This window comes from Vibrio sp. HM8-C (assembly GCF_058630515.1).
This window is the reverse complement of the sequence record NZ_JBMMKS010000014.1, coordinates 26,607-50,742: the sequence shown is the minus strand read 5'-3', so window position 1 is coordinate 50,742 and position 24,136 is coordinate 26,607. Positions and strand designations below refer to the sequence as shown.

Genomic DNA, 24,136 nt, shown 5'->3' with positions numbered 1-24,136 from the left:
CCTTGCTGAAATTATGCGTCTTCGCCGAACCAACAAATGTTACGAGCAGCCATAATTAGCTCGCCAGCACGTTCTTCGGTTAGACCGTCAATACCTTCAAGATCGTCGATACCTTGATCTGCTAAATCTTCTAGTGTTACCACACCTTTAGCAGCAAGTTTAAATGCCATATCACGCTCAAGACCAGCTAGAGAAAGTAGGTCTTCAGCAGGCTCTAGGCCTTCGAACGATTCTTCTTGTGCCAATGCGATTGTTGTCAATGCATCTTTTGCACGGTTACGTAGTTCTTCAACTAGGTCTTCGTCAAGACCATCTACTTCAAGTAGTTCATTTACTGGAACGTACGCAACTTCTTCTAATGTTGAGAAACCTTCTTCAACCAATAGCTCAGCAAAATCTTGCTCAATATCAAGGTACTTCATGAAGTTCTCGATAGCTGCCATTGATTCTTCTTGGTGTTTCTTGTTTAGATCTGCAACTGTCATTACGTTCAGTTCCCAACCAGATAGTTGAGACGCTAGACGTACGTTTTGACCGTTACGACCGATAGCTTGAGCTAGGTTATCAGCTTCAACTGCGATATCCATTGAGTGCGCATCTTCATCAACGATGATAGAAGCTACATCAGCTGGTGCCATTGCATTGATAACGAATTGCGCTGGGTTATCATCCCAAAGCACGATATCGATACGCTCGCCACCAAGCTCGCTAGATACTGCTTGTACACGTGCACCACGCATACCGACACACGCACCAACAGGGTCGATGCGACGATCATTGGTTTTCACTGCGATTTTCGCGCGAGAACCAGGATCACGAGCAGCGCCTTTCAGTTCGATCATCTCTTCGCCGATTTCAGGCACTTCTACACGGAACAGTTCAGCCAACATTTCAGGCTTAGAACGTGTAACGAAAAGTTGGAAACCACGAGCTTCTGGAGCAACTTTGTACAGAAGACCACGTACACGGTCGCCTGGACGGAAGTTTTCACGAGGAAGTTGGTCTTCACGCAAAATTACAGCTTCAGCGTTGTTGCCAAGATCTAGGATAACAGTCTCACGGTTAACCTTCTTAACCACACCTGTTACTAGCTCACCTTCATTATCGATAAACTGTTCAACGATTTGTGCGCGCTCTGCTTCACGTACTTTTTGCACGATTACTTGCTTAGCAGTTTGCGTTGTAATGCGGTCGAATGTTACTGACTCGATTTGTTCTTCGTAGTAATCGCCTAACTCAACTGAATCATCATCATAAGATGCAGCTTCTAGAGACATCTCTTTAGTTGGGCTCTCTACTTCGTTTACTACTAACCAACGACGGAAAGTTTCAAACTCACCAGTTTTGCGGTCGATAGCAACACGAACATCTACGTCAATTTCGTATTTCTTCTTAGTTGATGTTGCTAGCGCAATTTCAAGCGCTTCAAAAATACGCTCACGAGGTACTGCTTTCTCGTTCGAAACAGCCTCTACAACCGCTAAAATTTCTTTACTCATTGTTATAGCCTCTTAAGCTCTTTTCTCTAGGAGAACTAAAATTTAGGGATCAGGTTAGCTTTTGAAATATTGCTAATCGCAAAATGTTCTTCTTGACCATCGACAGTTACAGCAACAGTTTCACCATCAACTGAGTGAATGATACCTTTCCATTTACGACGATTTGCTACAGCCATTTTCAAAACGATGCTGACCTCGTGACCGATAAATTGATCATAATGTGCAGCTTTAAAGAGTGGCCTTTCCATACCTGGCGAAGACACTTCTAAGTTGTAAGCCACAGTGATCGGATCTTCAACATCCAATACAGCACTCACTTGATGACTTACTTCTGCACAATCATCAACGTTAATACCGTTTTCATGATCAATGTAGATACGTAGTGTTGAGTGTTGTCCTGCGCGAACAAACTCTAATCCAACCAACTCATAACCAGAAGCCGCTACAGGCGCTTCAAGCATCTCAGTTAATTGTCTTTCTAAACCAGTCATTTAAACCACTCCAGAAACAAAAAAAGGGCATAGAGCCCAATTTAAATTCCAAGCAAAGCACCTGTGTTGCACGTTAAGAAACACAGATAACAAAAAACCCCGAAAGTCGGGGTTTTTGCTGCTGGACCCTGATAAATTGAGAATTTCTTCTCAACTGCAGTGAGGTAAACACTGCCAAACTTGCAACAATTATCGTTCTAATAATAGAGAAACGCTAATAATAGAAAATAATTGGTTGCGGGGGCCGGATTTGAACCGACGACCTTCGGGTTATGAGCCCGACGAGCTACCAAGCTGCTCCACCCCGCGTCCGACTTGCGAGCATTATACGCTCAACAAGGTGTTTTACAAGTTTGTAAACATGGTGCCGAGAGAGGGACTCGAACCCTCACACCGAAGCGCTAGCACCTCATGCTAGTGTGTCTACCAATTTCACCATCTCGGCATAACCTTTCTTACTTTTCAGTAAGATTATTGAGGAATTTCATCGCCTGTTGGGGCTGGAGTTTCACTCAATGTACCTTCAGTAGTTTGCTCAATCACTTGACCTTTAGTAGGGTCAACCCATTGTGATTCAGCTTTGTGAGTAGACATGTTGCCTAACACAAGACTAAAGATAAAAAATACTGTTGCAAAAATTGCAGTCATTCGGGTTAGGAAATTTCCTGAGCCGCTCGCGCCAAACACTGTGTTTGAAGCACCAGCACCGAATGAGGCTCCCATATCTGCGCCTTTACCTTGCTGGATCAACACTAGGCCAATGATACCAACCGCTGCCAACAGGTAAATCACAAGTAGAACTGTAAACATCGCTTCCACCTATGTTCCAAATTGTTGAGCCAGCGCCGTTCCAATCATGACCAATCATCGACGAGAACAAGGCTAGCGACCTCCTCAACGAAGGCGGAGGCAATACTATCGGATGCGAGTATGACTGACAAGGGATATTTATTAAAAATATCTAGTTTGCTTATTAAACGGTCAAAAAAGGCTCAAAGTGATATTAGTTTAAACTTGGCTCCAAATTTCTAACTCGGTTAAAAACTTAGGAGCCAATAAAAACAAGACTTAACAGCTAGCTTTAACTGCTTCTGCAATTTTTAAAGCTGAGGATTTAACAAGTTCTGCGTCTTCACCTTCAACCATTACGCGAAGCAGAGGCTCCGTGCCCGACTTACGAAGTAAGACACGCCCTTTTGCGCCTAGTTGCGCTTCGACTTCTTTAACGCTTGCGATCACGGCATCAGCTTCAAGTGGATTAGAATCACCACTAAAGCGTACGTTTTCGAGAACTTGAGGGTAAAGTGTCATACCTTTAGAAAGTTCACCAAGTGACATTTCGCTACCAACGACTGAAGCTAAAACTTGTAGAGCCGCGACAATCGCATCACCGGTTGTTACTTTATCAAGCAAAATAATATGACCTGAATTTTCTGCACCGATTTTCCAACCTTTAGCCAATAATTGCTCCATGACATAACGGTCACCAACCGCCGCACGTACAAATGGGATACCCAGTTGCTTTAAGCCATTTTCCATGCCTAAGTTCGTCATCAGCGTGCCAACAACACCGCCTTTTAGCTCTCCACGACGTAATGCATCGCGAGCGATGATGTAAGCAATTTGGTCACCGTCAACCTTGTTACCACTCTCATCGACCATGATTAAGCGGTCACCATCGCCATCAAATGCCAGACCAAGATGCGCCTGCTCTTCAACAACACGTTTTTGTAACGCCGCTACGTCAGTTGCACCTACTTTGTCATTGATATTAGTACCATTCGGTTCAATACCCATCGCAATAACTTCAGCTCCGAGTTCTTTAAACACATTTGGAGCAATGTGATACGTCGCGCCATGTGCGCAATCCACGACGATTTTTAGCCCAGCCAAACTCAATTTGTTTGGAAATGTACTTTTGCAGAATTCGATATAACGCCCTGCTGCGTCAACCAATCGTGATGCTTTGCCTAATAACGCCGATTCAACACAGGTTATCTCTTTGTCCAATTCAGCTTCAATAGCCAACTCCACCTCATCAGGCAGCTTAGTACCATCAGATGAAAAGAACTTAATACCGTTGTCATAATAAGGGTTGTGAGATGCGGAAATAACGATGCCCGCTTCCGCACGAAAAGTTTGCGTTAAATACGCAACTGCAGGCGTTGGCATTGGCCCTGTTAATACAGCCTTTAAACCGGCAGCGGCTAGACCCGCTTCAAGAGCTGACTCCAACATGTAACCAGAAATACGTGTATCTTTACCTATGATTACTTGCTTAGTACCTTGCTTTGCTAACACTCGACCAGCTGCCCAGCCAAGCTTAAGCACAAAATCGGGAGTGATTGGGTATTGCCCAACTTTGCCACGAACACCGTCAGTACCAAAATAACGTCTTTCATCAGACATAATATTTCCTTAGCCTATTCTTATAACTATTTGTGACTTATAAATTATCATTCATTGTTTGAATAATTTTCATCGCTTCCAATGTCTCTTCAACATCATGAACGCGGATTATTTGTGCGCCTTTTAGAGCAGCTATAGTTGCGCATGTTACACTCGCAACCATACATTCCGCAGGTTTCTTCTCAAGAAGTTTAAACACCATTGATTTGCGAGACATACCAGCAAGTATAGGGAAACCAAATCGATGAAGTTTTTCTAAATTGGCGAGTAAATGATAGTTATGCTCAATTGATTTACCAAAGCCAAAGCCAGGATCAAGAATGATATTTTCACGTGCAATACCTGCTCGCTCACATTCAGCAAGCTTTTCGAGAAGAAAGCTTTCCACTTCGAGCTGCACATTATCGTATTCAGGGTTGATTTGCATCGTTTTTGGCTGCCCTTTCATATGCATGATACAAACAGGAACATTAGCCTTTGCTGCCACTTCAAGGGCTCCAGGCTCTTGCAACGAGCGAACATCATTAATTAAATCAGCACCGGCTTCTATAGATTGACGCATCACTTCAGCTTTACTGGTATCAACAGAAATCCAAACATCTTGATTAAATTCGCGAATGGCTTTTATTGCAGGAATCACGCGTCGTAACTCTTCCTCAAGAGTGACTTCGGGAGCACCTGGTCTAGTTGACTCCCCACCAATATCAATAATGCTTACGCCGGCATCGATCATTTGTTTAGCACGAGCAATAACATTTTCAATAGACGTATAGCTTCCGCCATCGGAGAAAGAATCCGGCGTAGTATTGAGTATCCCCATGATATGAGGACGATTAAGAATGAGTTCTTTTGTTGCTGTTTTTAATTTCATAAACGATAAATGATTCCATAACCATGTTTCCATAACCCGGAAACAGAAAACCCCGAACTAGTCGGGGTTTTAGTGATAACGAAAGATTATTCTGAATCTTTTTTCTCAGTTGATGAGTCAGTAGAAGTCTCTTCTACTTTAGGTTCTTCCTTTGACTCTTCAGCAGAAGCTGCAGCTGCTTTAGCCGCTTCTGCTTTTTTCTCATCTTGAGCTTTAGCTTGGTCAGCCCAACCAGCTGGTTCACGAATATCTGATTTACGCTCCATCAGATCATCGATTTGCCCAGCATCAATCGTTTCATATTTCATCAGCGCATCTTTCATAGAGTGCATGATATCCATATTGTCGATTAGAATTTGGCGAGCTCGCTCGTAGTTGCGATCAATGATAATACGAATTTCATCATCAATTAACTTCGCAGTATCATCAGACATATGTTTAGTTTGCGTCACGCTACGACCAAGGAACACTTCGCCCTCTTCTTCAGCGTACAACATAGGACCTAACTTCTCAGAGAAGCCCCATTGAGTCACCATCTTACGAGCAATATCTGTCGCACGTTCGATATCGTTTGACGCACCTGTTGATACTTTTTCAACACCGTAAATCAGTTCTTCAGCAAGACGACCACCGTACAAACTTGATATCATCGACTCTAGATGTTGCTTCGACATACTTACACGGTCTTGCTCTGGTAAGTACATGGTCACACCAAGAGCACGCCCACGCGGAATAATCGACACTTTGTAAACTGGATCATGCTCTGGAACTAAGCGACCAACAATCGCATGACCAGCTTCATGATAAGCCGTTGACTCTTTGGTATCTTCTGACATAACCATTGAGCGGCGCTCAGCACCCATCATGATTTTGTCTTTAGCCAGTTCAAACTCAACCATTGAAACATTGCGTTTGTTGCCACGAGCAGCAAACAGTGCCGCTTCATTTACAAGGTTTGCAAGGTCAGCACCAGAGAAACCTGGAGTACCACGAGCGATTAATGATGGTTCTACATCACCAGCCAGAGGAACTTTGCGCATGTGAACTTTAAGGATTTGTTCACGACCACGTACATCAGGTAAACCAACAACCACTTGACGGTCAAAACGACCAGGACGAAGTAGCGCAGGATCTAATACATCTGGACGGTTAGTTGCAGCGATAACGATGATACCTTCATTACCTTCAAAGCCATCCATTTCAACCAGCATTTGGTTCAGTGTTTGCTCACGTTCATCATGACCACCACCAACACCAGCGCCACGTTGGCGACCTACAGCATCGATCTCATCGATAAAGATGATACAAGGGGCTGCTTTTTTCGCTTGTTCAAACATGTCACGCACACGAGATGCACCAACACCGACGAACATTTCTACGAAGTCAGAACCTGAGATAGTAAAGAAAGGTACTTTTGCTTCACCAGCTATCGCTTTTGCTAGCAATGTTTTACCTGTACCAGGAGGACCAACCATCAAAACACCTGTTGGAATTTTACCACCTAGTTTTTGGAATCGGCTTGGATCACGTAGGTAATCAACCAGTTCTTTTACATCTTCTTTCGCTTCATCACAGCCGGCAACATCACCGAATGTAGTCTTGATTTGCTCTTCGCTCATCATGCGGGCTTTGCTCTTACCAAAGGACATTGCACCTTTGCCACCGCCGCCTTGCATTTGGCGCATGAAGAAAATCCACACACCTACGAGCAGAATCATTGGGAACCAAGAGATGAAAATCGTTCCAAGTAGGCTTTGCTCTTCTGGAGCAGTGCCTTGAACTTTCACATTCTGGTTAATCAAATCATCAAGCAATTTCTCGTCATATACAGGCATATAGGTCACGTAACGTGCACTGCTGCCTCTACGAGTAAAGCTAATTTCACTGTTATTGAATTGAGCTTCTTGAATCTGGCCTTGGCCAACTTCTTGTACAAACGTCGTGTAATCGATGGTACGACCGTTATTGTCTCCTGGACCAAAACTTTGGAAAACAGACATCAACACAACGGCGATTACAAGCCACAGAATTAAATTTTTTGCCATGTCACTCAAGGTGTAAGCCTCTCGATAACTAGTTGTAATTAAAGGTAGGGTACTACAGTTTCTAGGCTGTAGCCATAGTGTTAACTTTTCTCATTACAAGTAAAATAGTTAACCTTTGTAACCAGTGGCGACGATATAAACTTCTCGAGAACGAGCTCTTGAAGAATCTGGTTTACGAATTTTCACAACTTTAAACATGTCTCGGACATCTTTAACGTATTGGTCAAACCCTTCGCCTTGAAACACTTTGACAACAAAACTACCATTAGGCGCAAGAACTTGTCGACACATATCTAATGCTAATTCGACCAGATACATCGCCCTAGGTTGGTCAACAGAAAGGTTACCCGCCATATTCGGTGCCATGTCTGACATTACGACATCCACCATATCCGGCTGAATCCGTTCTAAAAGCGCTTCTAATACAGCTTCTTCTCGGAAATCTCCTTGAAGGAACGATACACCAGCAATTGAGTCCATCGGTAAAATATCACAAGCAATCACTTGTCCATTATCACCAACAATACCAACAGCATATTGAGACCACCCACCAGGAGCAGCACCCAGGTCAACTACGGTCATTCCGGACTTCAATAATTTGTCTTTCTCTTGAATTTCTTCAATTTTAAAGATAGCACGTGAACGATAACCTTTCTTTTTAGCTTCATTCACATACTTGTCATCGAAATGTTCTTTCAACCAGCGGCCAGAGCTCGCTGAATGTTTTTGTTTACTCATTCTAATCCTAATCAAACAGCGTCTATCTGAGAAAGTATGGTAGAAAATATAGTCTTCAATGATAGATGGCGTTAAAATAGCTTTTTTCAACCCTGATAATAAAGAAATTTGGGCGCGTAATGAACCTAAGCAACAAACAAAAGCAGCACCTAAAAGGTCTAGCACACCATTTAAACCCAGTCGTTCTGATGGGCGCTAACGGGCTGACTGAAGCTGTTCTAGCAGAAATCGAAATTGCGCTTGACCACCACGAACTAATTAAAGTGAAAGTGGTGTCTGAAGATCGTGAGACAAAACAACTAATTGTTGACGCGATCGTTCGTGAGACTAAAGCAGAAAAAGTACAAGTTATTGGTAAAGTACTGGTTCTGTATCGTCCGTCAGAGCAACGTAAGATTGAACTTCCTCGTAAGTAATCACTGTTTTAAGTATTTAAAAAAGTGTTACTTAAGATTACAAAAAGGTCGCGATAGCGACCTTTTTGTATTTATAGCTAGTAATAAGGTCGACGGTTAGATGTAATCTACTCGTTCAATCTCAAATACTTTATCGCCACCAGGTGTCACGATTGTCACTTCGTCACCTTCAGTTTTAGCGATCAAACCACGGGCAATTGGTGAACTAACAGAAATACGACCAGCCTTGATATCTGCTTCATCATCACCAACGATCTGATAGGTTTTCTCTTCGTCAGTATCAACATCAATTAGAGTTACAGTTGAGCCAAAAATAACTTTGCCTGTCTTATCCATTTTCGTTACATCGATAACTTGAGCAACAGATAGCTTGTATTCGATATCACGGATTTGAGCTTCGCAGATACCTTGCTCTTCACGAGCAGCGTGATATTCCGCGTTCTCTTTTAGGTCACCTAGCTCTCGCGCTTCCGCAATCGCTTGAGTAATCTGTGGGCGCAATTTCAATAATCTTTCAAGTTCATCACGCAGCAATTTCTCGCCACGTACTGTCATAGGAACTTTTTCCATTTTATACCTCTACGCCAAAGCTATCTTTGGACAAAACGAAACAGCCTAACATCCCTAGGGAGATAGGCTGTATTAGATAAACGTATTTTGGCTAAGTGTAAACAAACTTTCTGCCGAAATCATCCAAATTAAAATTTAGATACAAGAATTGGCTTTCGGAGCACAAACCTATCATTTAGCTGCATAGTCAGTCCGACGACTAATTGATGTCTCATCCAACGGTTCATTAGTCACACCTATTTAGAATCTCTTGATATTGAATTTACATTCACACAGATTATGAATTAAAAAAATATAAATCATTAAAAATCAAAATTTTAAACATAAAAACAAAAATAAAACAGTGTGCAATATTTTTTCAGAATATTTGACTAACCAATACCCACGATTTGAAGTTTTAATCTAGCAGCACCGTATCTAACGAACTCATTTGTACTATTGTACTTTGAACGTATATGAGAATCGCTGACAGCCAAAACTAGCGAAGATTACCTTAACTTATGGATATGGGCAGACTACTAAAGCAACACTATCTAAATGGACAGTTAATTAGGATTTACAAAATGAAAAAGACTCTAATTGCTTTAACAGTTGCTAGCACAGCAGTGGCAACAGGCGCTAACGCTAACGAACTTTATAACAAAAATGGCGATACTCTTACTATGGGTGGTCGTGCTGAAGCACGTCTGTCAATTAAAGATGGCAAAGCAGATGACCTATCTCGCGTTCGTCTAAACTTCCTTGGTAAAAGCATGATTACTGACAGCCTTTACGGTGTTGGTTTCTACGAAGGTGAATTTACTACAGCTGACAACGCTGACGGTTCTGATCTAGACAACCGTTATACATATGCTGGTATTGGCGGTAACTTCGGTGAAGTAACTTACGGTAAAAATGATGGTGCGCTTGGTGTCATCACAGACTTTACCGATATCATGGCCTTCCACGGTAACTCAGCGGCAGATAAAATTGCAGTCGCTGACCGTACTGACAACATGATCACATATAAAGGTGCTTTCTCAGATCTTTCACTGAAAGCAAGCTACCGTTTTGCAGACCGCACAACTGCGGCTGATGGTGGTTACTCAGATAATAGCGAAGATGGTTACTCTCTATCCGCTATCTATGCACTTGGTGACACTGGCTTTAAAGTGGGTGCTGGCTATGCTGACCAAGATACTCAAAATGAGTACATGCTAGCGGCTTCTTACGCAATTTCTGATTTCTACTTTGCTGGTACTTTCACTGATGGTGAAAAAGATACAAACGTAGATTACACAGGTTATGAATTCGCAGCAGCTTATACACTAGGCCAAACTGTATTCACAACTACATACAACAAAGCTGAAACTTGGGACAACACTACAGCAAATAACGTCGCTGTAGATGCAACCTACTACTTTAAACCTAATTTCCGCGCTTATGTATCTTACAATTTCAACCTAATTGATGCGGGTGATGCATATACATCTCAAAATGCTACAACTGGTGTATATTCGCAAGGTACAGCAACAAAAGCTCAAGCTGAAGACGAAGTTGTGCTAGGTATGCGTTACGACTTTTAAGCTAAAGTTAGATAGTTAGATGCAAAAACGCCTGCTGATGCAGGCGTTTTATCAAAACAAGCTTAGAACGTATAGTAAACGCCTGCTAGGTATAAAGAGTTATCAGTATTGCTAGCATATTCAGAATTCTCTTGAGCAGAGTACTCAACAAAACCTAATAGGTTGTTAGAGAACGAGTAGTCAGCACCTACTGTGTAAGCTGTGAAATCTTCAGCTGCATTATCTTGATCAGCTACAAAGCCTGATACATATAGGCGAGCAGCATCAAATTTGTAATCAGCAGCAACACCAATAACATCAGTGTCAACACTGTTTACTTGTTCAACTACGTAATGTGCTGCAACAGAGAAAGCATCCGCTGAATAACCAACTTTAACACCGTAAACATCGTTGTCGCCGCCATTGGTCACGTAATCACCATTGCTATCTTTAGCACGGTTACCATGGTCTTGGTATGACGCGCCTACGTTGAAACCAGCAATTGTGTATGACGCAGATACGCCATAAGCAGCATCTTGATCTTCGTTTTCGTCAAGGTACGTGTCAGCAATAAGAACTAAGCCGTTTGCTTCGTATTTAGCAGCAATTGTATGACCGTTAGACTCAAAGTCCGTAACGAAGTCATCCATGAATCCATAACCTTCGTTAGTATTATCAATGGTAATAGCATTGAAAGAGTCACCAAAGTCACCAACTTCACCAACTGCAATACCAAAGCTTTCACCAAACATTGCGCCAAAATAAAGGTCATCTGTTTTTAAATCTTTGCTACCGTCAGAACCGTAACCTTCACCGTTCTCCATTTCAAATGAACCAAATACAGTAACTGTATCGTTAAGCTTATGAGTAGCATCAATTTGAATTTTTGCCCAAAGATCTGCATCTACATCGCGACCAGCTGTATTGTCTGACTCGAACTTACTTAAGAAAGTGTCGATTTCACCAGACACACCAAATGTTGTTGCATCACCTTCGTAGATGTTAGCCGCATTTGCAGCACCTGAAACTAAAGCCGCCACTGCTAGCGCGATAATTTTTTTGTTCATTCCCTATTTCCTTATTACTTAGCCTAACCTGTTAAGTATTTTGTTTAAGTAATCAACACAAAGCCCGTTGCGAATGATTGATATCAACACAAGAACCTCAACAATTGATACACACAAATTATTTAACTCTGCGCTTACAGCATAGACTAGTAAAAAGAACTAAATGGCGGGAACTTTTGTTTTTTTATTAATAAAAAAAAATCAACCTGATGATTTTTATATATTTTATTAAAAACGAGAAAGCATGCATTTCATCAATCTTTTCCTGATTTATACTGAACAACGCTGCTTTTTTATATTTCTTCATACAAAAATACGTGACAATAATCACACAATACCACAAATCAACGATACTGATTAATGCTCGAACACCTAAGAAAGCAAAGATTGAGGACGTTTCTTTGAATGATTAAAAAGCGAACTTATCCGAATCTGTTTCAAATAATTCTCCCAAACTGTCAATGAAACTTAGTGCCTAACACATTATACTGACTTCACTTTTGAGCAATTTTGTAGTCAATATGCAGCGTGTATTTCTAGCCAAACAGATCTTCAGAACAATCGTTCTTGCCTCAATTACGGGATTAACGCTTTGTGCTTCAGTTTTTCCAGTTCAGGCTAATGAAGTCACCGATACACTACCTCCTGCAACTCGCTATGCACTTATCGCCAAAAAGCTCAGTGACAACATTGATACTGAAATTCAATCTACAACCCAATACTTTCCACCGGCCAGTACTCTAAAGATAGTGACGGCTCTAGCAGCTAAGCTGGAGCTTGGTGATGAGTTTCGTTTTCAGACAAGTCTCACTCAATCTGGAAGTAACTATTCTCTTATTTTTTCAGGTGACCCAACTTTAACAACTGACAGTATCAAACAGTTACTCAGCCACCTAAAATCTAAAAACTCAGGAGTCATTAGAGGCGACCTCTGGCTAGATAACAGCGCATTTACTGGATATGACAAAGCGGTAGGCTGGCCTTGGGATATTGTTGGCGTTTGCTATAGCGCCCCCGCAAGTGCCATTAATATCGATGGGAACTGCATTCAATCGTCCATCTATACTGAAAAAAATGGTAAAACCCGAGTCTATGTACCAGAGCAATACCCTGTCTACGTAATGACTAACGCAGAGTCTCTAACAGAAGAACAACAGAAACAGCAACACTGCGATTTAGAGCTCTATCCTACTCAGGAAAACCACTATCAGTTATCAGGATGCCTGACACAGAGAACGAAACCTCTTCCTCTAAAATTTGCTGTTCAAAATACCGAACTGTACGCCCATAGAGTTGTGTATAAGCTATTAAATCAATTAGGTATTGAGCTAAAAGGCGAGATAAAAATAGGAAAGATGCCTAAAGAAGGCACTCTTCTAGCGTCTCATCAGTCTGAACCTCTGAGCGCATTATTAGATACCATGCTTAAAGATTCAGATAACCTGATAGCAGACACGTTAACTAAAACCATAGGCAAACATTTTTACCAACAAGCTGGCAGTTTTAACAACGGAACAGAAGCAATTAAAGAGGTGATTGCTAGTAAAACAGGAATATCATTAAAAGAAGACCAACTTGTTGACGGCTCGGGCTTATCTCGCAACAACCGTATTCAGGCATCCAGCATGCTCAAGATCCTGTATTACATTTGGAACAATGACAGCAGTTTGGGAATAATTAACTTGCTACCAAGTTCTGGCGAATCAGGTACGCTTCAGTATCGTCGCAGCATGCGTGATGATTCTGTGAAAGGAAAAATTAAAGCAAAAAGTGGATCGCTATATGGAACACATAATATGGCGGGGTATGGTTTAGATAAAAATGGCAAACCAAGTTCGGTTTTCATTCAATTCGTTACAGATTACTTCCCACCGGAAGTAGAAAATGACGTACCGATTGAAGCGCCTCTGGTCACATTTGAAAAAAGCTTCTACCGCCAAGTGATTGAACTTAGCAATTAACTACCTCTACAGGCTAATTTATAAAGACAAAAAGCGCCACTAGGCGCTTTTTGACGTTCAATAAACAGTAAATTATTTCACTGTTACACGAGCGAACTTACGCTTACCGACTTGGTAAACATAAGTACCAGCTGCAGGAACTAACTTAGCATCTTCGATTTTCTCGCCGTCTTGTTTAGCTGCACCTTGCTTGATCATACGCATTGCATCTGATGTAGAGCTTACAAGATCCGCCTCTTTAAGTAGGTTAGAGATTGCAATACCGGCTTCAAATTCAAACTCTGGCATCTCTTCTGGCATCGCACCTTTTTGGAAACGGTTGATAAATTCTTGCTCAGCAGCATCAGCGTCAGCATCAGTGTGGAAGCGAGCAATAATCTCTTTAGCCAAAAGAATCTTAGCATCACGTGGGTTTGCACCATTCGCGACGTCTGATTTGAGCTGTTCTAACTCAGCAAGAGGACGGAATGACAATAGCTCGTAGTAGCTCCACATTAGATCATCAGAGATGGACATGATCTTGCCGAACATTTCACTTGGAGACTCACTAACACCAATGTAGTTATGTGCTGATTTAGACATTTTCTTCTCACCGTCTAAACCAACCAATAATGGCATCATCAACACAACTTGAGGTTTTTGGCCATTCGACTTTTGCAGCTCACGACCCATCAATAGGTTGAATTTTTGGTCAGTACCACCAAGCTCAACGTCAGTTTCCATAGCCACTGAGTCATAACCTTGTAGGAGTGGGTACATGAACTCATGAATAGCAATTGGCTGACCACCCGCGTAACGCTTTTTAAAGTCATCACGCTCTAACATACGAGCAACAGTTTGATTTGCAGCTAGACGAATCATACCTTCAGCACCAAGCTCTGATAACCACTCAGAGTTAAACTGAATTTTGGTTTTAGCTGGATCTAGGATCTTAAATACTTGCTGCTTATACGTTTCCGCATTACGTAACACATCTTCGCGTGTTAGAGGTGGACGAGTGGTATTTTTACCTGTTGGGTCACCAACCATACCTGTAAAGTCACCGATAAGGAAAGTAACATCATGACCTAAGTCTTGGAAAGTACGTAATTTATTCAGAATCACAGTGTGACCTAAATGAATATCTGGCGCAGTTGGATCGGCACCTAATTTGATACGTAAAGGACGGCCTTCTTTAAGCTTAGCAATCAGCTCTTCTTCAGGAATCAGTTCCTCAACACCACGTTTAATTTCAGCTAAAGCCGCTTCAATACTCGCCATTCTTGTTCACTCCCACAGATTTGGCAAAAATTTAATAGTTCGACATCTTACTTGAATAGCGATGCATTTTGAAACCAGTTAGACTACGGAACTGGATATTTTATTAATTATTAACTGAATGACCCCCGAGTATGCTTTCTATTTTCACTCGTCTTCCATGGATTCATCGTACTTTAATCGCTTTGTGCAGCGCGCTCATCGTATTTGCGCTGTTATTTTTACCTAGCCCTGAGTCGTTGAAAAAAAATCCTGAAAAATTAGAAATTGGCCGTCACTACCCGCTTGCTATTAACAGCGAAGCCCTGTCTCCTGGTACAACCATTCTTCCTACGGCTATCTTACGCTGGGAAAAACATAAGGTTCGTTCTGGAGAAAGCGCTGCCGTTTTGTTTCAACGTATTGGACTCAGCGCTAGGCAGTTATATAACCTAACATCAAGTAATGACGACATTAATGATCAGCTCAGTCGACTGCGTCCCGGTGATGAAATCCAGTTCGGCTTTAATGAACAAAATGAACTGATTCAACTGAAACGTAACCTCAGCGCTTACGAGACGTTTGTAGTCACTCAATCCGAAGATGGCTATATCTCAGAATTAGATAAGAAAGAAGTCTTCTACCAGTACAATTATGCTGAGGCTGAAATCACTTCCAACTTCTGGAACGCTGCGATATCAGCTGGTCTAAGCGCAAACCAAATCATGGAACTAGCGGGGATATTCGGTTGGGATATCGACTTTGCTCTCGACATTCGTTCAGGAGATAGCTTCAAACTTTTGTATCAAGAGAAGATAGTAGAAGGTGAAGTAGTCGGACGCGGCAATATCATCGCAGCAACCTTCATTAACCAAGGTACTAACTTTACCGCTGTGCTCGATGACGATACAGGTAACTATTACGATCCAAACGGGCGAGCAATGAAAAAAGCGTTTTTGCGCTCCCCTCTAGACTTCCGTCGCGTTTCTTCTAACTTCAACCCTAGCAGACTCCATCCAGTTACAGGCCAAGTTAAAGCGCACCGAGGTACGGATTATGTAGCACCAATCGGCACTCCTATTTGGGCTGCGGGTGACGGTGTGGTTGAAAAATCAAGCTACAACCAATTCAACGGCAACTATGTTTTCATTCGCCACAGCAATACATACATCACTAAGTACTTGCATTTAACTAAACGAACCGTGAAGACTGGTCAAAGAGTTAAGCAGGGACAAGTGATTGGTACTTTAGGAAGAACAGGCCGAGTTACAGGCGCTCATTTGCATTACGAATTCTTAGTTAATGGTGTTCATAAAAACCCGCGCACTGTATCGCTACCGCAATCACAATCTTTAACAGGCAAAGCGAAGCAAAGCTTCATTGCTAACGCAGAAATTAGATTGCAACGTTTAGATAGATACAGTCAGCTTCTCTACGCCAACTAATCTACTTTCACTACAGTTTAAAACTTTAAGTTAAAAAGGGCTGAGTATGATGACTCAGCCCTTTGTCCATTTAAATTCACTAGAAAATTCAGCTTTAAACAATCAGGATTCTTTGTGCTTGTTTCGCCCCAGCATCAATAGGCACGGCGTCAGAACAAGCGTTAGAACCGTTGCAAACGCAAGTCCACCAGCTACGGCCGTCGCCAGCTGTGACCACCACTGAGTACTTGGTGCACCGAACTCAATCTTTTGATTAATAAGATCAATGTTCATTTCAAGCACCATCGGAAACAAACCTAGAATGGTGGTTATTGTCGTAAGCATTACAGGACGTAAACGCTGAACACCAGTACGAAGGATAGCCTCTTTCTTGTCCATACCTCGTTTAATCAATTGATTATAAGTATCGATTAACACGATGTTGTTGTTGACGACGATACCAGCCAGAGATATCACCCCAATACCGGACATAATCACACCAAACGGCTTTTGGAAAATCAACAAGCCAGCGAACACGCCCACAGTTGAGAACAACACCGCACTCAAGATCAAGAAGGCTTGATAGAAGCTGTTAAATTGAGTAACCAGAATCAGTGCCATAGCCACAAGCGCAACTAAGAACGCCTTTTCCAAGAACGCAGCTGAGTGTTCCTGCTCCTCATTTTGCCCTCTCATTCGAAATTCAACGCTAGCAGGAAGACCTAAGTCAGCCAAAGCTTGTTCAATTTTCGGCAGCTCAAGGGCAAGGTTATAGCCTTCATTCAGATCAGCCATCACGTTAACAATTCGGCGTCCATCGACACGCTTGATTGTATCTTGCTTATGATCAGGCTTAATTTCCGCAAAATTGGTAATCGGCACAAGCCCTGCTGGCGTTTTAACCCGTAGCTGACCAAAACGACCTATATCCCGCTTGTCTTCAGGATAGCGTACCAAAATGTCCACTTCTTCATTGGCATCATCAGGCAGATAGTCACCAATTTTCAAACCGTTGGTGACAAACTGAACCGTATTGCCAACCAAAGTAGCATCGGCTGCAAAGCGAGAAGCATCGTCACGACGAATATCAATTCGCCAGTCAATACCGGGTTTTGAGGAAGTATCGCTAATATTAGTAAAAGCAGCATTCGAGTCAGCCCAATGACGAACGGTTTTCGCCGCAAGCTCTAATTCTTGAGCGTTATTACAAGAAAGTTCGATGACGACATCATGCTCCACAGGCGGCCCTGCATCAGGAAACTTGTACTCGATTTCCACACCGGAGAACTTGTCCGTAGTCTGTTTCAGCTCATCAATGATAGTCATCACTTTACGGCGATATTGCCAGTCCACAGGTTTTATCTGAATCTGACCAATAACGTCATCTCCACCCGTTCGGGTATAGACACTTTCAAACTCATCATGCCCAAGCATCACTTGCTCAATTTCACGCATGATCACGTCTTTCTCATTAATAGACAGATCACCGTAAGAACGCACTTTCACATTGAAATACGGAGGATCGACTTCTGGGAAAAACTCTACTCCATTGCCCGCTTTTACATAAGCAAAAGCAATGGCGACAGACATTAGGATCGCGCTAAACAGAATCTTTAAAGGATGGTGTAAGGCTATGGATAATGTTTGATAGTAAAGCTTGGTAATGCCCGTCGCTTTATCAAAATCGCCATCATGTAGCGCTACCATGTTTGATCTTGCTTCTGTTGTTACGTTTTGCGGGCGTCCCATTACGCTACCCAGCACAGGCACAAACAACATCGCCATGATTAAGGAAGCCGTCAAAGTAGCGATCAGAGTCAGAGGAAGATACCTCATGAACTCCCCTGTCACATCAGGCCAAAACAGCAACGGTGCAAAAGCTGCAAGCGTTGTCGCAGTAGAGGCTGTGATCGGCCATGCCATACGTTTAGCGGCATCACGATAAGCTTCTCCTCTTGGCATTCCTTCTTGCATTCTTCTATCTGCAAATTCAGTCACCACAATTGCGCCATCCACCAACATGCCGACTGCCATAATCAGCGCGAATAGAACAATGATGTTAACGGTCAAGCCGAACACGGAAAGAGATAACAAACCGATCAGGAATGAACCGGGAATAGACACACCGACCAATAGCGCGGTTCGCACTCCCAACACAGCAATGATGACGATGACCACAAGAATGATGGCTGACAACACGTTGTTTTGAAGGTCATTGAGCATCATCTCGACGTCTTGAGATTCATCCCACGTGTATTTGACTAATAGATTTGATGGCCAATCTTCTCGCTTCTGAGCTTCTCGAATCACGGTTTTCACGAGTTCAACCGTTTCAATAATGTTCTCACCCGCACGCTTTTTAACATCCAAAACAATCGCAGATTTTCCATCTAGTCTTGCGAACGAACTCGGATCTCTAAATGCACGTCTTACTGTTGCGATATCACCAAACGTGATGACTTGCTTACCATCGACTTTGACTGGCAGCTCTAAAACATCTTTTATCGAGTCAAACACAGACGGTACTTTAACCGAGAAGCGACCATAACCAGTGTCAACAAAGCCAGCAGCAACAACGCGGTTGTTCAACGCAATCAGGTTGTAAATATCGCCTTGATCGAGTCCATAACTCTCCATGAGGAGTTGATCGACAATGATCTCCACGATGTCATCTCTATCACCCGCAATATCGACTTCAAGCACTTGTCGAAAACTTTCCAGTTTGTCTCTCAACAGACGGGCAATTTGCACTATGCCACGTTCAGGCACAGTGCCGTATAACACTACAGAAAGAACCGGTTGGGCGTTTGCTAGCGTAACCTCATTGACCGTAGGTTCATCACTGTCTGCGGGCAACTTTGGCTTAGCTAAATCAACCGCATCACGAACATCTGCCATCGCTTTATCAAGATCAACGCCAACATTAAATTCAAGCACTACAGACGCATGCCCTTCTGAAGAGTTGGACGTCATTTCCTTGATGCCTTCAATAGAGCGTAACTCTTGCTCCAAAGGACGTGCGATCAAGCGTTCGGCATCTCCCGGAGAAATACCTTGGTGTGAAACAGAAACGTAGATAATTGGAATAGTAATATCAGGGCTCGACTCTTTAGGAATCGTGACATAAGTAAGTACACCGGCTACCAGTATAAAAACCAGTAGCACGAGCATAGTTCGAGTACGCGACAGTGCCGCGTCAATTAACGCAAACATGTCGCCTCCTAAGGCTTACTGATTTCTAAATTTGATGTCTGTTTATCTAATATCTGTTTAACAGCGGCGACCTTATCACCATCACGCACAAAACCTTGCCCGCGTGTAATGATGTCGACTTCTTCACCCAATCCAGTTAACCAAACACCATCTTGCTCCGCTTTTACTAGCTGGATAGGAATAAAATGAACGGTATCTTCAACTAACGTTTTCACACCTAAGTTACCCTGGTCATCAAGTGCAAGCATCGCTGGAGTAATTTTCACTGCCATTTGCGTTTCTAAACTCAGTTCTACCTGAGTACTAACCCCTGCAGGAATAAGCTGATTTGGATTCGGCACTTCCACTTCAATCGCAAACGTATTGGTTGAAGGCGAAGATAGCTGGGATAAATATCGAACCGTTCCCTCTGTTTGAGAACCTTGAATAAAGTGGATAGTTGCAGGCTGACCTTTGGTAATACTCTGAATGTGACGTTCACTCACATTCGCTTCAATCACCAATCTTTTCAGATCAATCAAAGTAGCAACGGGATCTCCAACACCGACGAAATCACCTTGTTCAATAAACAAGTTTTCGACGACACCATCAAATGGAGCAACAATGGAAGTATGCTCTAGACGTAGCTCAACCGATTTTACGCTGGATTGGGCATCAGTCAGTGCTGCAAGAGCATTGGTATACGCGATCTCACCTTGTAAGCCACGGTTTTTAAGTGATTCTGCTGCTTTGTACTCTTGACGCTTCACCGATAACACGGATTTCGCTCTTTCTAGTTGAGCTTGTAAATCACCTTGGTCTATCAAAGCGATCACTTGCCCTTTAGTAACCTTCTCGCCTTTATCAATTTTGGTAATAAGAATTTTACCCGCGATTTCAGCAGACAAACGAGCTTGTTTGTCAGGTGCAGTGCGACCATAAAGGTCTATTTTTTTTTCAGTAGGTTCGGCATGAAAGGTTTGATACATCACTTTAGCAAGTGGAATAGTATCGGCAGATTTTGCTGGGGCTTGTTCTTGTGCATTTATAGAACCAAGACTCAGCCAGAGGGTTAAAAGTATGATTAATATGAAAGAAACGAGCCAGGGCTTTTGTGAAAAATAACCGCCCCCTAGTAAACTTCTCAATGAGAAATGAGACATGGACAATCCTTTATAATTATGTCCCTGCACAACGACTCAAATATACAGGGAGAGTGAACCAGCCATGATGTCATTCATAGCTAATTCACTCTGCATCATTAGTTAAACACTAAACGATGCACCGCAACCACATGTGGTTGTTGCGTTTGGATTGTTTACAAAAAAGCGAGAACCTTCCAGTCCTTCTGTATAATCAACCACTCCGCCAATCAAATATTGCAGACTCATAGGGTCAACCACTAGGGTTACGCCGCTATTCACAATTGTGGTGTCTCCATCATTTACATTCTCGTCAAATGTGAATCCGTATTGGAAGCCACTACAACCACCACCTGTAATATACACACGCAGTTTTAGTGCTGGGTTTTCTTCTTCAGCAATCAACGCTCTGACACGTGTTGCTGCTGCATCCGAAAAGGATAACGGTACATTTACTTCACTCACATTGACCTCTCTCAGTCAGGTAAATGCACACCAGATATTATTCACGATATCAATCTGATGGACATGACTCTTTTTTGATAATGCGGCGATTATCTAATACCTGACCTATACGTTCAAGTATTCACCGATACTAAGTTCAATGTCTCCAGAGATACTAGTGTCCATTTTTGCCGAACAAGCAGAACAACTCAGTGAGAAGAGTCAGAAATTTAGCTAAAACGTTTCCCCTCTGCCTGCACAAGCGTACAATGCACAGCAACTTGGTCCGAGACATAATAAAGAGGAACTATCCATGACCAAATCAGCTGATCTCTATAACAAAGCTCAATCAAAAATTCCTGGCGGCGTTAACTCTCCAGTTCGTGCATTTAACGGCGTTGGTGGCTCTCCTATTTTTATTGAGCGAGCAGACGGCGCATTTATCTTTGATGCTGATGGAAAAGCATATATTGATTACGTAGGTTCGTGGGGACCTATGATCCTTGGTCATAACCATGCTGTTATCCGCGAAGCGGTAATTAATGCAGCAAACCGTGGTTTAAGTTTCGGTGCTCCGACTGAAATCGAAATTACCATGGCTGAGTTAGTGTCTGAGCTCGTTCCTTCAATGGAACAACTACGTATGGTGAGTTCTGGTACAGAAGCAACCATGAGCGCCATTCGTCTTGCTCGTGGTTTTACTGGTCGTGACAAAATCATCAAGTTCGAAGGTTGTTACCACGGTCATGCAGACAGCTTATTAGTTAAAGCTGGCTCTGGCGCTCTAACTTTAGGTCAGCCAAGCTCTCCAGGTGTACCCGCTGATTTTGCAAAACACACATTAACCGCTCGCTTCAATGACCTTGAATCTGTGCGTGAATTGTTTACAGCAAACAAAGGTGAAATTGCATGTATCATCGTTGAACCTGTCGCGGGCAACATGAACTGTATTCCACCGGTTGAAGGTTTCCATGAAGGTCTGCGTGAAATTTGTGACCAAGAAGGCGCACTGCTGATTTTTGATGAAGTAATGACAGGTTTCCGCGTAGCACTTGGCGGAGCTCAAGCTCACTACAACATCAAACCAGACTTAACAACTCTAGGTAAAATCATTGGTGGTGGCATGCCTGTTGGTGCATTTGGTGGCCGTAAAGATGTCATGCAATTCATCGCTCCAACGGGTCCGGTATACCAAGCAGGTACTTTGTCTGGTAACCCTGTTGCTATGGCGGCTGGTTTAGCGTGTCTGACTCTGTTGAAAGAAGAAGGTAACGAGAAACGCCTAGCGGCTAAAACAAAACAATTGGCAGATGGCTTTAAGTACCTAGCAGACAAACACGGTGTGCCAATGGTAGTAAACCAAGTGGGTGGCATGTTTGGTTTCTTCTTCACTGAGCAAGAAAGCATTACTTGCTACGAAGATGTGACTAAGTGTGATGTCGAACGCTTTAAGCGCTTCTTCCACTTAATGTTGGACAAAGGCGTGTACCTTGCTCCATCTGCATTTGAAGCAAGCTTTACTTCTCTAGCTCACGGTTCAAGAGAAATCGAAGCGACACTTGAAGCTGCGGATCAATGTTTAGCGATTATCGCTGCTGAAGCGAAATAACGTTGACGACTATCTTTTATAAGAACGACTAAGTTTTATAAGAGCAACTTAGTTTTATAAAAACAACTGAGTTTCATAAGGCTGCGCTGAGCAGCCTTATTTATTTCCAGTTAGTGACAACTAACACCACGATAATGACTGTAACAGCGCCAATCCATGAAAATTTGCGACGTTTTGCATTCTTACTTTCGCAACACTTCTCATCATTGCAACATCCCATAATACCCTCTTCATTGCTAACCGACTGAATTACAGCCATTATAAACATACTTATTTGATTCCAAGGACAGCCAAAAGTGCCAGAAAAAATCAAAATTTCATCCAGTCATTGGGTTCTTGTTATTGCCCTGCTAGTCGCTGGTTTCGCCTGTTACTTACTAGTAGAACCCTATATCAATTCGATTGTGATGGCATTTATTATTTCCATGCTCATGTTTCCGCTGCATGAGAAGTTGGACAATATGATGCCAACCCATAAAAACATTTCATCCTTGTTATCCTGCATTATTCTGACGTTTATCATCGTCATTCCGCTGCTTTTTGTCTTTGCAGCTATCGTTCAGCAAGGCTCTAAGTTTTCCCAAAACGTCTATCAATGGGTAACGCATGGCGGCATTCAAACTCTGTTCAACCATCCATTAGTGGTGAAAGGTCTAGCACTAGCAAATCAGTATTTACCTTTCGACGGAATTAATCCCCAACAAATCGCACAAAAAGTCGCTCAATTTGCGACAAGTTTTGGCACAAACTTAGTCGGCATCAGTGCCAAGATTTTAGGTGATGCAACTAACTTCATTATGAGCTTCTTTTTGATGTTATTTGTCCTGTTCTTCCTACTAAGAGACAGAGAAAAAATCATCTCATCTATTCGTCATATATTACCTTTGTCTCGCAGCCAAGAAGATCGTTTGTTGGATGAGATTGAAAATGTCTCTAAATCGGCAGTGATGGGATCTTTCTTAACGGCTATCGCACAAGGTATCGCTGGCGGTATAGGTATGTGGTTAGCTGGTTTTCCGGGACTATTCTGGGGAACGATGATGGGCTTTGCATCGTTCATTCCCGTTGTTGGTACAGCACTTATCTGGATTCCAACCGCAACCTATTTATTCTTGACTGGCGATACAACGTGGGCAATTTTCCTTGTTGTTTGGAGCGTCGCTGTTGTGGGTTCGATTGATAACCTACTCAGACCATTCCTGATGCAAGGCAGTGCTGGCATGAACACCTTGATGATTTTCTTCTCACTACTTGGTGGTATCCAATTGTTTGGTTTGATTGGCCTTATCTACGGTCCACTGATTTTCGCTATCGCAATTGTGCTGTTTAATATTTACGAAGAAGAGTTCCACAACTTCTTAGACAGTCAAGACAACAGCTAAAAAGCTTCATGCTTGGAGCCGACTATGCGAGAATCGGCTCCAAAATTGAACCTAGCTTCATTGAACCAAAAAACCTAGATTTTAAATAAACCCTAA

Annotated in this window: 20 protein-coding genes and 2 tRNA genes; 6 read left to right on the top strand and 16 right to left on the bottom strand. The window is 42.5% G+C overall.

Annotated features, from left to right (window positions below; all coding sequences use genetic code 11):
* Positions 1-11: 11 nt before the first annotated feature.
* The 9 genes from nusA to rlmE form a co-directional block, all read right to left on the bottom strand.
* Complete coding sequence (gene nusA, locus ACOSVQ_RS15645) at positions 12-1,499, bottom strand: transcription termination factor NusA (RefSeq protein WP_491983432.1); 1,488 nt, start codon at positions 1,497-1,499, stop codon at positions 12-14.
* A 35-nt stretch (positions 1,500-1,534) separates the two neighbouring features.
* The gene (gene rimP, locus ACOSVQ_RS15640) at positions 1,535-1,990 is read right to left on the bottom strand and encodes a ribosome maturation factor RimP (protein ID WP_491983431.1); all 456 of its coding nucleotides are present in this window, start codon (positions 1,988-1,990) and stop codon (positions 1,535-1,537) included.
* Between the two features lie 232 nt (positions 1,991-2,222).
* Positions 2,223-2,299: transfer RNA gene (locus tag ACOSVQ_RS15635), tRNA-Met, on the bottom strand.
* Between the two features lie 53 nt (positions 2,300-2,352).
* Positions 2,353-2,435, bottom strand: a tRNA-Leu gene (locus ACOSVQ_RS15630).
* A 26-nt stretch (positions 2,436-2,461) separates the two neighbouring features.
* Entirely contained in the window at positions 2,462-2,800 is a 339-nt protein-coding gene (gene secG / locus ACOSVQ_RS15625) for a preprotein translocase subunit SecG (RefSeq protein ID WP_491983430.1), read from the bottom strand.
* Between the two features lie 258 nt (positions 2,801-3,058).
* On the bottom strand, positions 3,059-4,399 hold the full coding sequence (gene glmM, locus ACOSVQ_RS15620) for a phosphoglucosamine mutase (protein WP_491983429.1): 1,341 nt from the start codon (positions 4,397-4,399) through the stop codon (positions 3,059-3,061).
* 37 nt (positions 4,400-4,436) lie between these two features.
* On the bottom strand, positions 4,437-5,270 hold the full coding sequence (gene folP, locus ACOSVQ_RS15615) for a dihydropteroate synthase (RefSeq protein WP_491983428.1): 834 nt from the start codon (positions 5,268-5,270) through the stop codon (positions 4,437-4,439).
* An 86-nt stretch (positions 5,271-5,356) separates the two neighbouring features.
* Entirely contained in the window at positions 5,357-7,324 is a 1,968-nt protein-coding gene (gene ftsH / locus ACOSVQ_RS15610; RefSeq protein ID WP_491983426.1) for an ATP-dependent zinc metalloprotease FtsH, read from the bottom strand.
* A gap of 99 nt (positions 7,325-7,423) precedes the next feature.
* Positions 7,424-8,053 carry a 23S rRNA (uridine(2552)-2'-O)-methyltransferase RlmE gene (gene rlmE, locus ACOSVQ_RS15605; protein ID WP_165310360.1) on the bottom strand — a complete coding sequence of 210 codons (630 nt, stop codon included), beginning with the start codon at positions 8,051-8,053 and terminating at the stop codon, positions 7,424-7,426.
* A gap of 119 nt (positions 8,054-8,172) precedes the next feature.
* Between rlmE and yhbY the strand changes: the two genes are divergently transcribed.
* Positions 8,173-8,469, top strand: coding sequence for a ribosome assembly RNA-binding protein YhbY (yhbY, locus tag ACOSVQ_RS15600; RefSeq protein WP_042484407.1), 297 nt, complete (start codon positions 8,173-8,175; stop codon positions 8,467-8,469).
* A 96-nt stretch (positions 8,470-8,565) separates the two neighbouring features.
* Here yhbY and greA read toward each other — a convergent pair whose 3' ends face one another.
* Positions 8,566-9,039: a transcription elongation factor GreA gene (gene greA / locus ACOSVQ_RS15595; protein WP_491983425.1), complete on the bottom strand. Its 474-nt coding sequence runs from the start codon at positions 9,037-9,039 to the stop codon at positions 8,566-8,568.
* A gap of 563 nt (positions 9,040-9,602) precedes the next feature.
* Here greA and ACOSVQ_RS15590 point away from each other — a divergent pair.
* Positions 9,603-10,604, top strand: coding sequence for a porin (locus tag ACOSVQ_RS15590; protein WP_491983424.1), 1,002 nt, complete (start codon positions 9,603-9,605; stop codon positions 10,602-10,604).
* A gap of 62 nt (positions 10,605-10,666) precedes the next feature.
* Here the strand turns inward: ACOSVQ_RS15590 and ACOSVQ_RS15585 are convergent, their stop codons facing one another.
* On the bottom strand, positions 10,667-11,650 hold the full coding sequence (locus tag ACOSVQ_RS15585) for a porin (RefSeq protein WP_491983423.1): 984 nt from the start codon (positions 11,648-11,650) through the stop codon (positions 10,667-10,669).
* Between the two features lie 521 nt (positions 11,651-12,171).
* Here ACOSVQ_RS15585 and dacB point away from each other — a divergent pair.
* On the top strand, positions 12,172-13,611 hold the full coding sequence (gene dacB, locus ACOSVQ_RS15580; protein ID WP_491983421.1) for a serine-type D-Ala-D-Ala carboxypeptidase: 1,440 nt from the start codon (positions 12,172-12,174) through the stop codon (positions 13,609-13,611).
* A 72-nt stretch (positions 13,612-13,683) separates the two neighbouring features.
* On the opposite strand, the gene tyrS is transcribed toward dacB, so the two are convergent.
* Complete coding sequence (tyrS, locus tag ACOSVQ_RS15575) at positions 13,684-14,871, bottom strand: tyrosine--tRNA ligase (protein ID WP_491983420.1); 1,188 nt, start codon at positions 14,869-14,871, stop codon at positions 13,684-13,686.
* A 131-nt stretch (positions 14,872-15,002) separates the two neighbouring features.
* On the opposite strand from tyrS, the gene shyC reads away from it, so the two are divergent.
* Entirely contained in the window at positions 15,003-16,292 is a 1,290-nt protein-coding gene (gene shyC, locus ACOSVQ_RS15570; RefSeq protein WP_491983419.1) for a peptidoglycan DD-endopeptidase ShyC, read from the top strand.
* A 102-nt stretch (positions 16,293-16,394) separates the two neighbouring features.
* Here the strand turns inward: shyC and ACOSVQ_RS15565 are convergent, their stop codons facing one another.
* The 3 genes from ACOSVQ_RS15565 to erpA form a co-directional block, all read right to left on the bottom strand.
* On the bottom strand, positions 16,395-19,484 hold the full coding sequence (locus tag ACOSVQ_RS15565; RefSeq protein ID WP_491983418.1) for an efflux RND transporter permease subunit: 3,090 nt from the start codon (positions 19,482-19,484) through the stop codon (positions 16,395-16,397).
* An 8-nt stretch (positions 19,485-19,492) separates the two neighbouring features.
* Positions 19,493-20,626: an efflux RND transporter periplasmic adaptor subunit gene (locus ACOSVQ_RS15560; protein ID WP_491983417.1), complete on the bottom strand. Its 1,134-nt coding sequence runs from the start codon at positions 20,624-20,626 to the stop codon at positions 19,493-19,495.
* 102 nt (positions 20,627-20,728) lie between these two features.
* Positions 20,729-21,070 carry an iron-sulfur cluster insertion protein ErpA gene (gene erpA, locus ACOSVQ_RS15555; RefSeq protein WP_020332030.1) on the bottom strand — a complete coding sequence of 114 codons (342 nt, stop codon included), beginning with the start codon at positions 21,068-21,070 and terminating at the stop codon, positions 20,729-20,731.
* Positions 21,071-21,362: 292 nt separating this feature from the next.
* On the opposite strand from erpA, the gene hemL reads away from it, so the two are divergent.
* A complete protein-coding gene (hemL, locus tag ACOSVQ_RS15550) occupies positions 21,363-22,658 on the top strand; it encodes a glutamate-1-semialdehyde 2,1-aminomutase (RefSeq protein ID WP_491983416.1) in 1,296 nt (431 codons plus the stop codon).
* Between the two features lie 100 nt (positions 22,659-22,758).
* Here the strand turns inward: hemL and ACOSVQ_RS15545 are convergent, their stop codons facing one another.
* Entirely contained in the window at positions 22,759-22,917 is a 159-nt protein-coding gene (locus ACOSVQ_RS15545) for a hypothetical protein (protein WP_491983415.1), read from the bottom strand.
* A 37-nt stretch (positions 22,918-22,954) separates the two neighbouring features.
* Between ACOSVQ_RS15545 and ACOSVQ_RS15540 the strand changes: the two genes are divergently transcribed.
* Positions 22,955-24,040, top strand: coding sequence for an AI-2E family transporter (locus ACOSVQ_RS15540; RefSeq protein WP_491983413.1), 1,086 nt, complete (start codon positions 22,955-22,957; stop codon positions 24,038-24,040).
* Positions 24,041-24,136 lie beyond the last annotated feature (96 nt).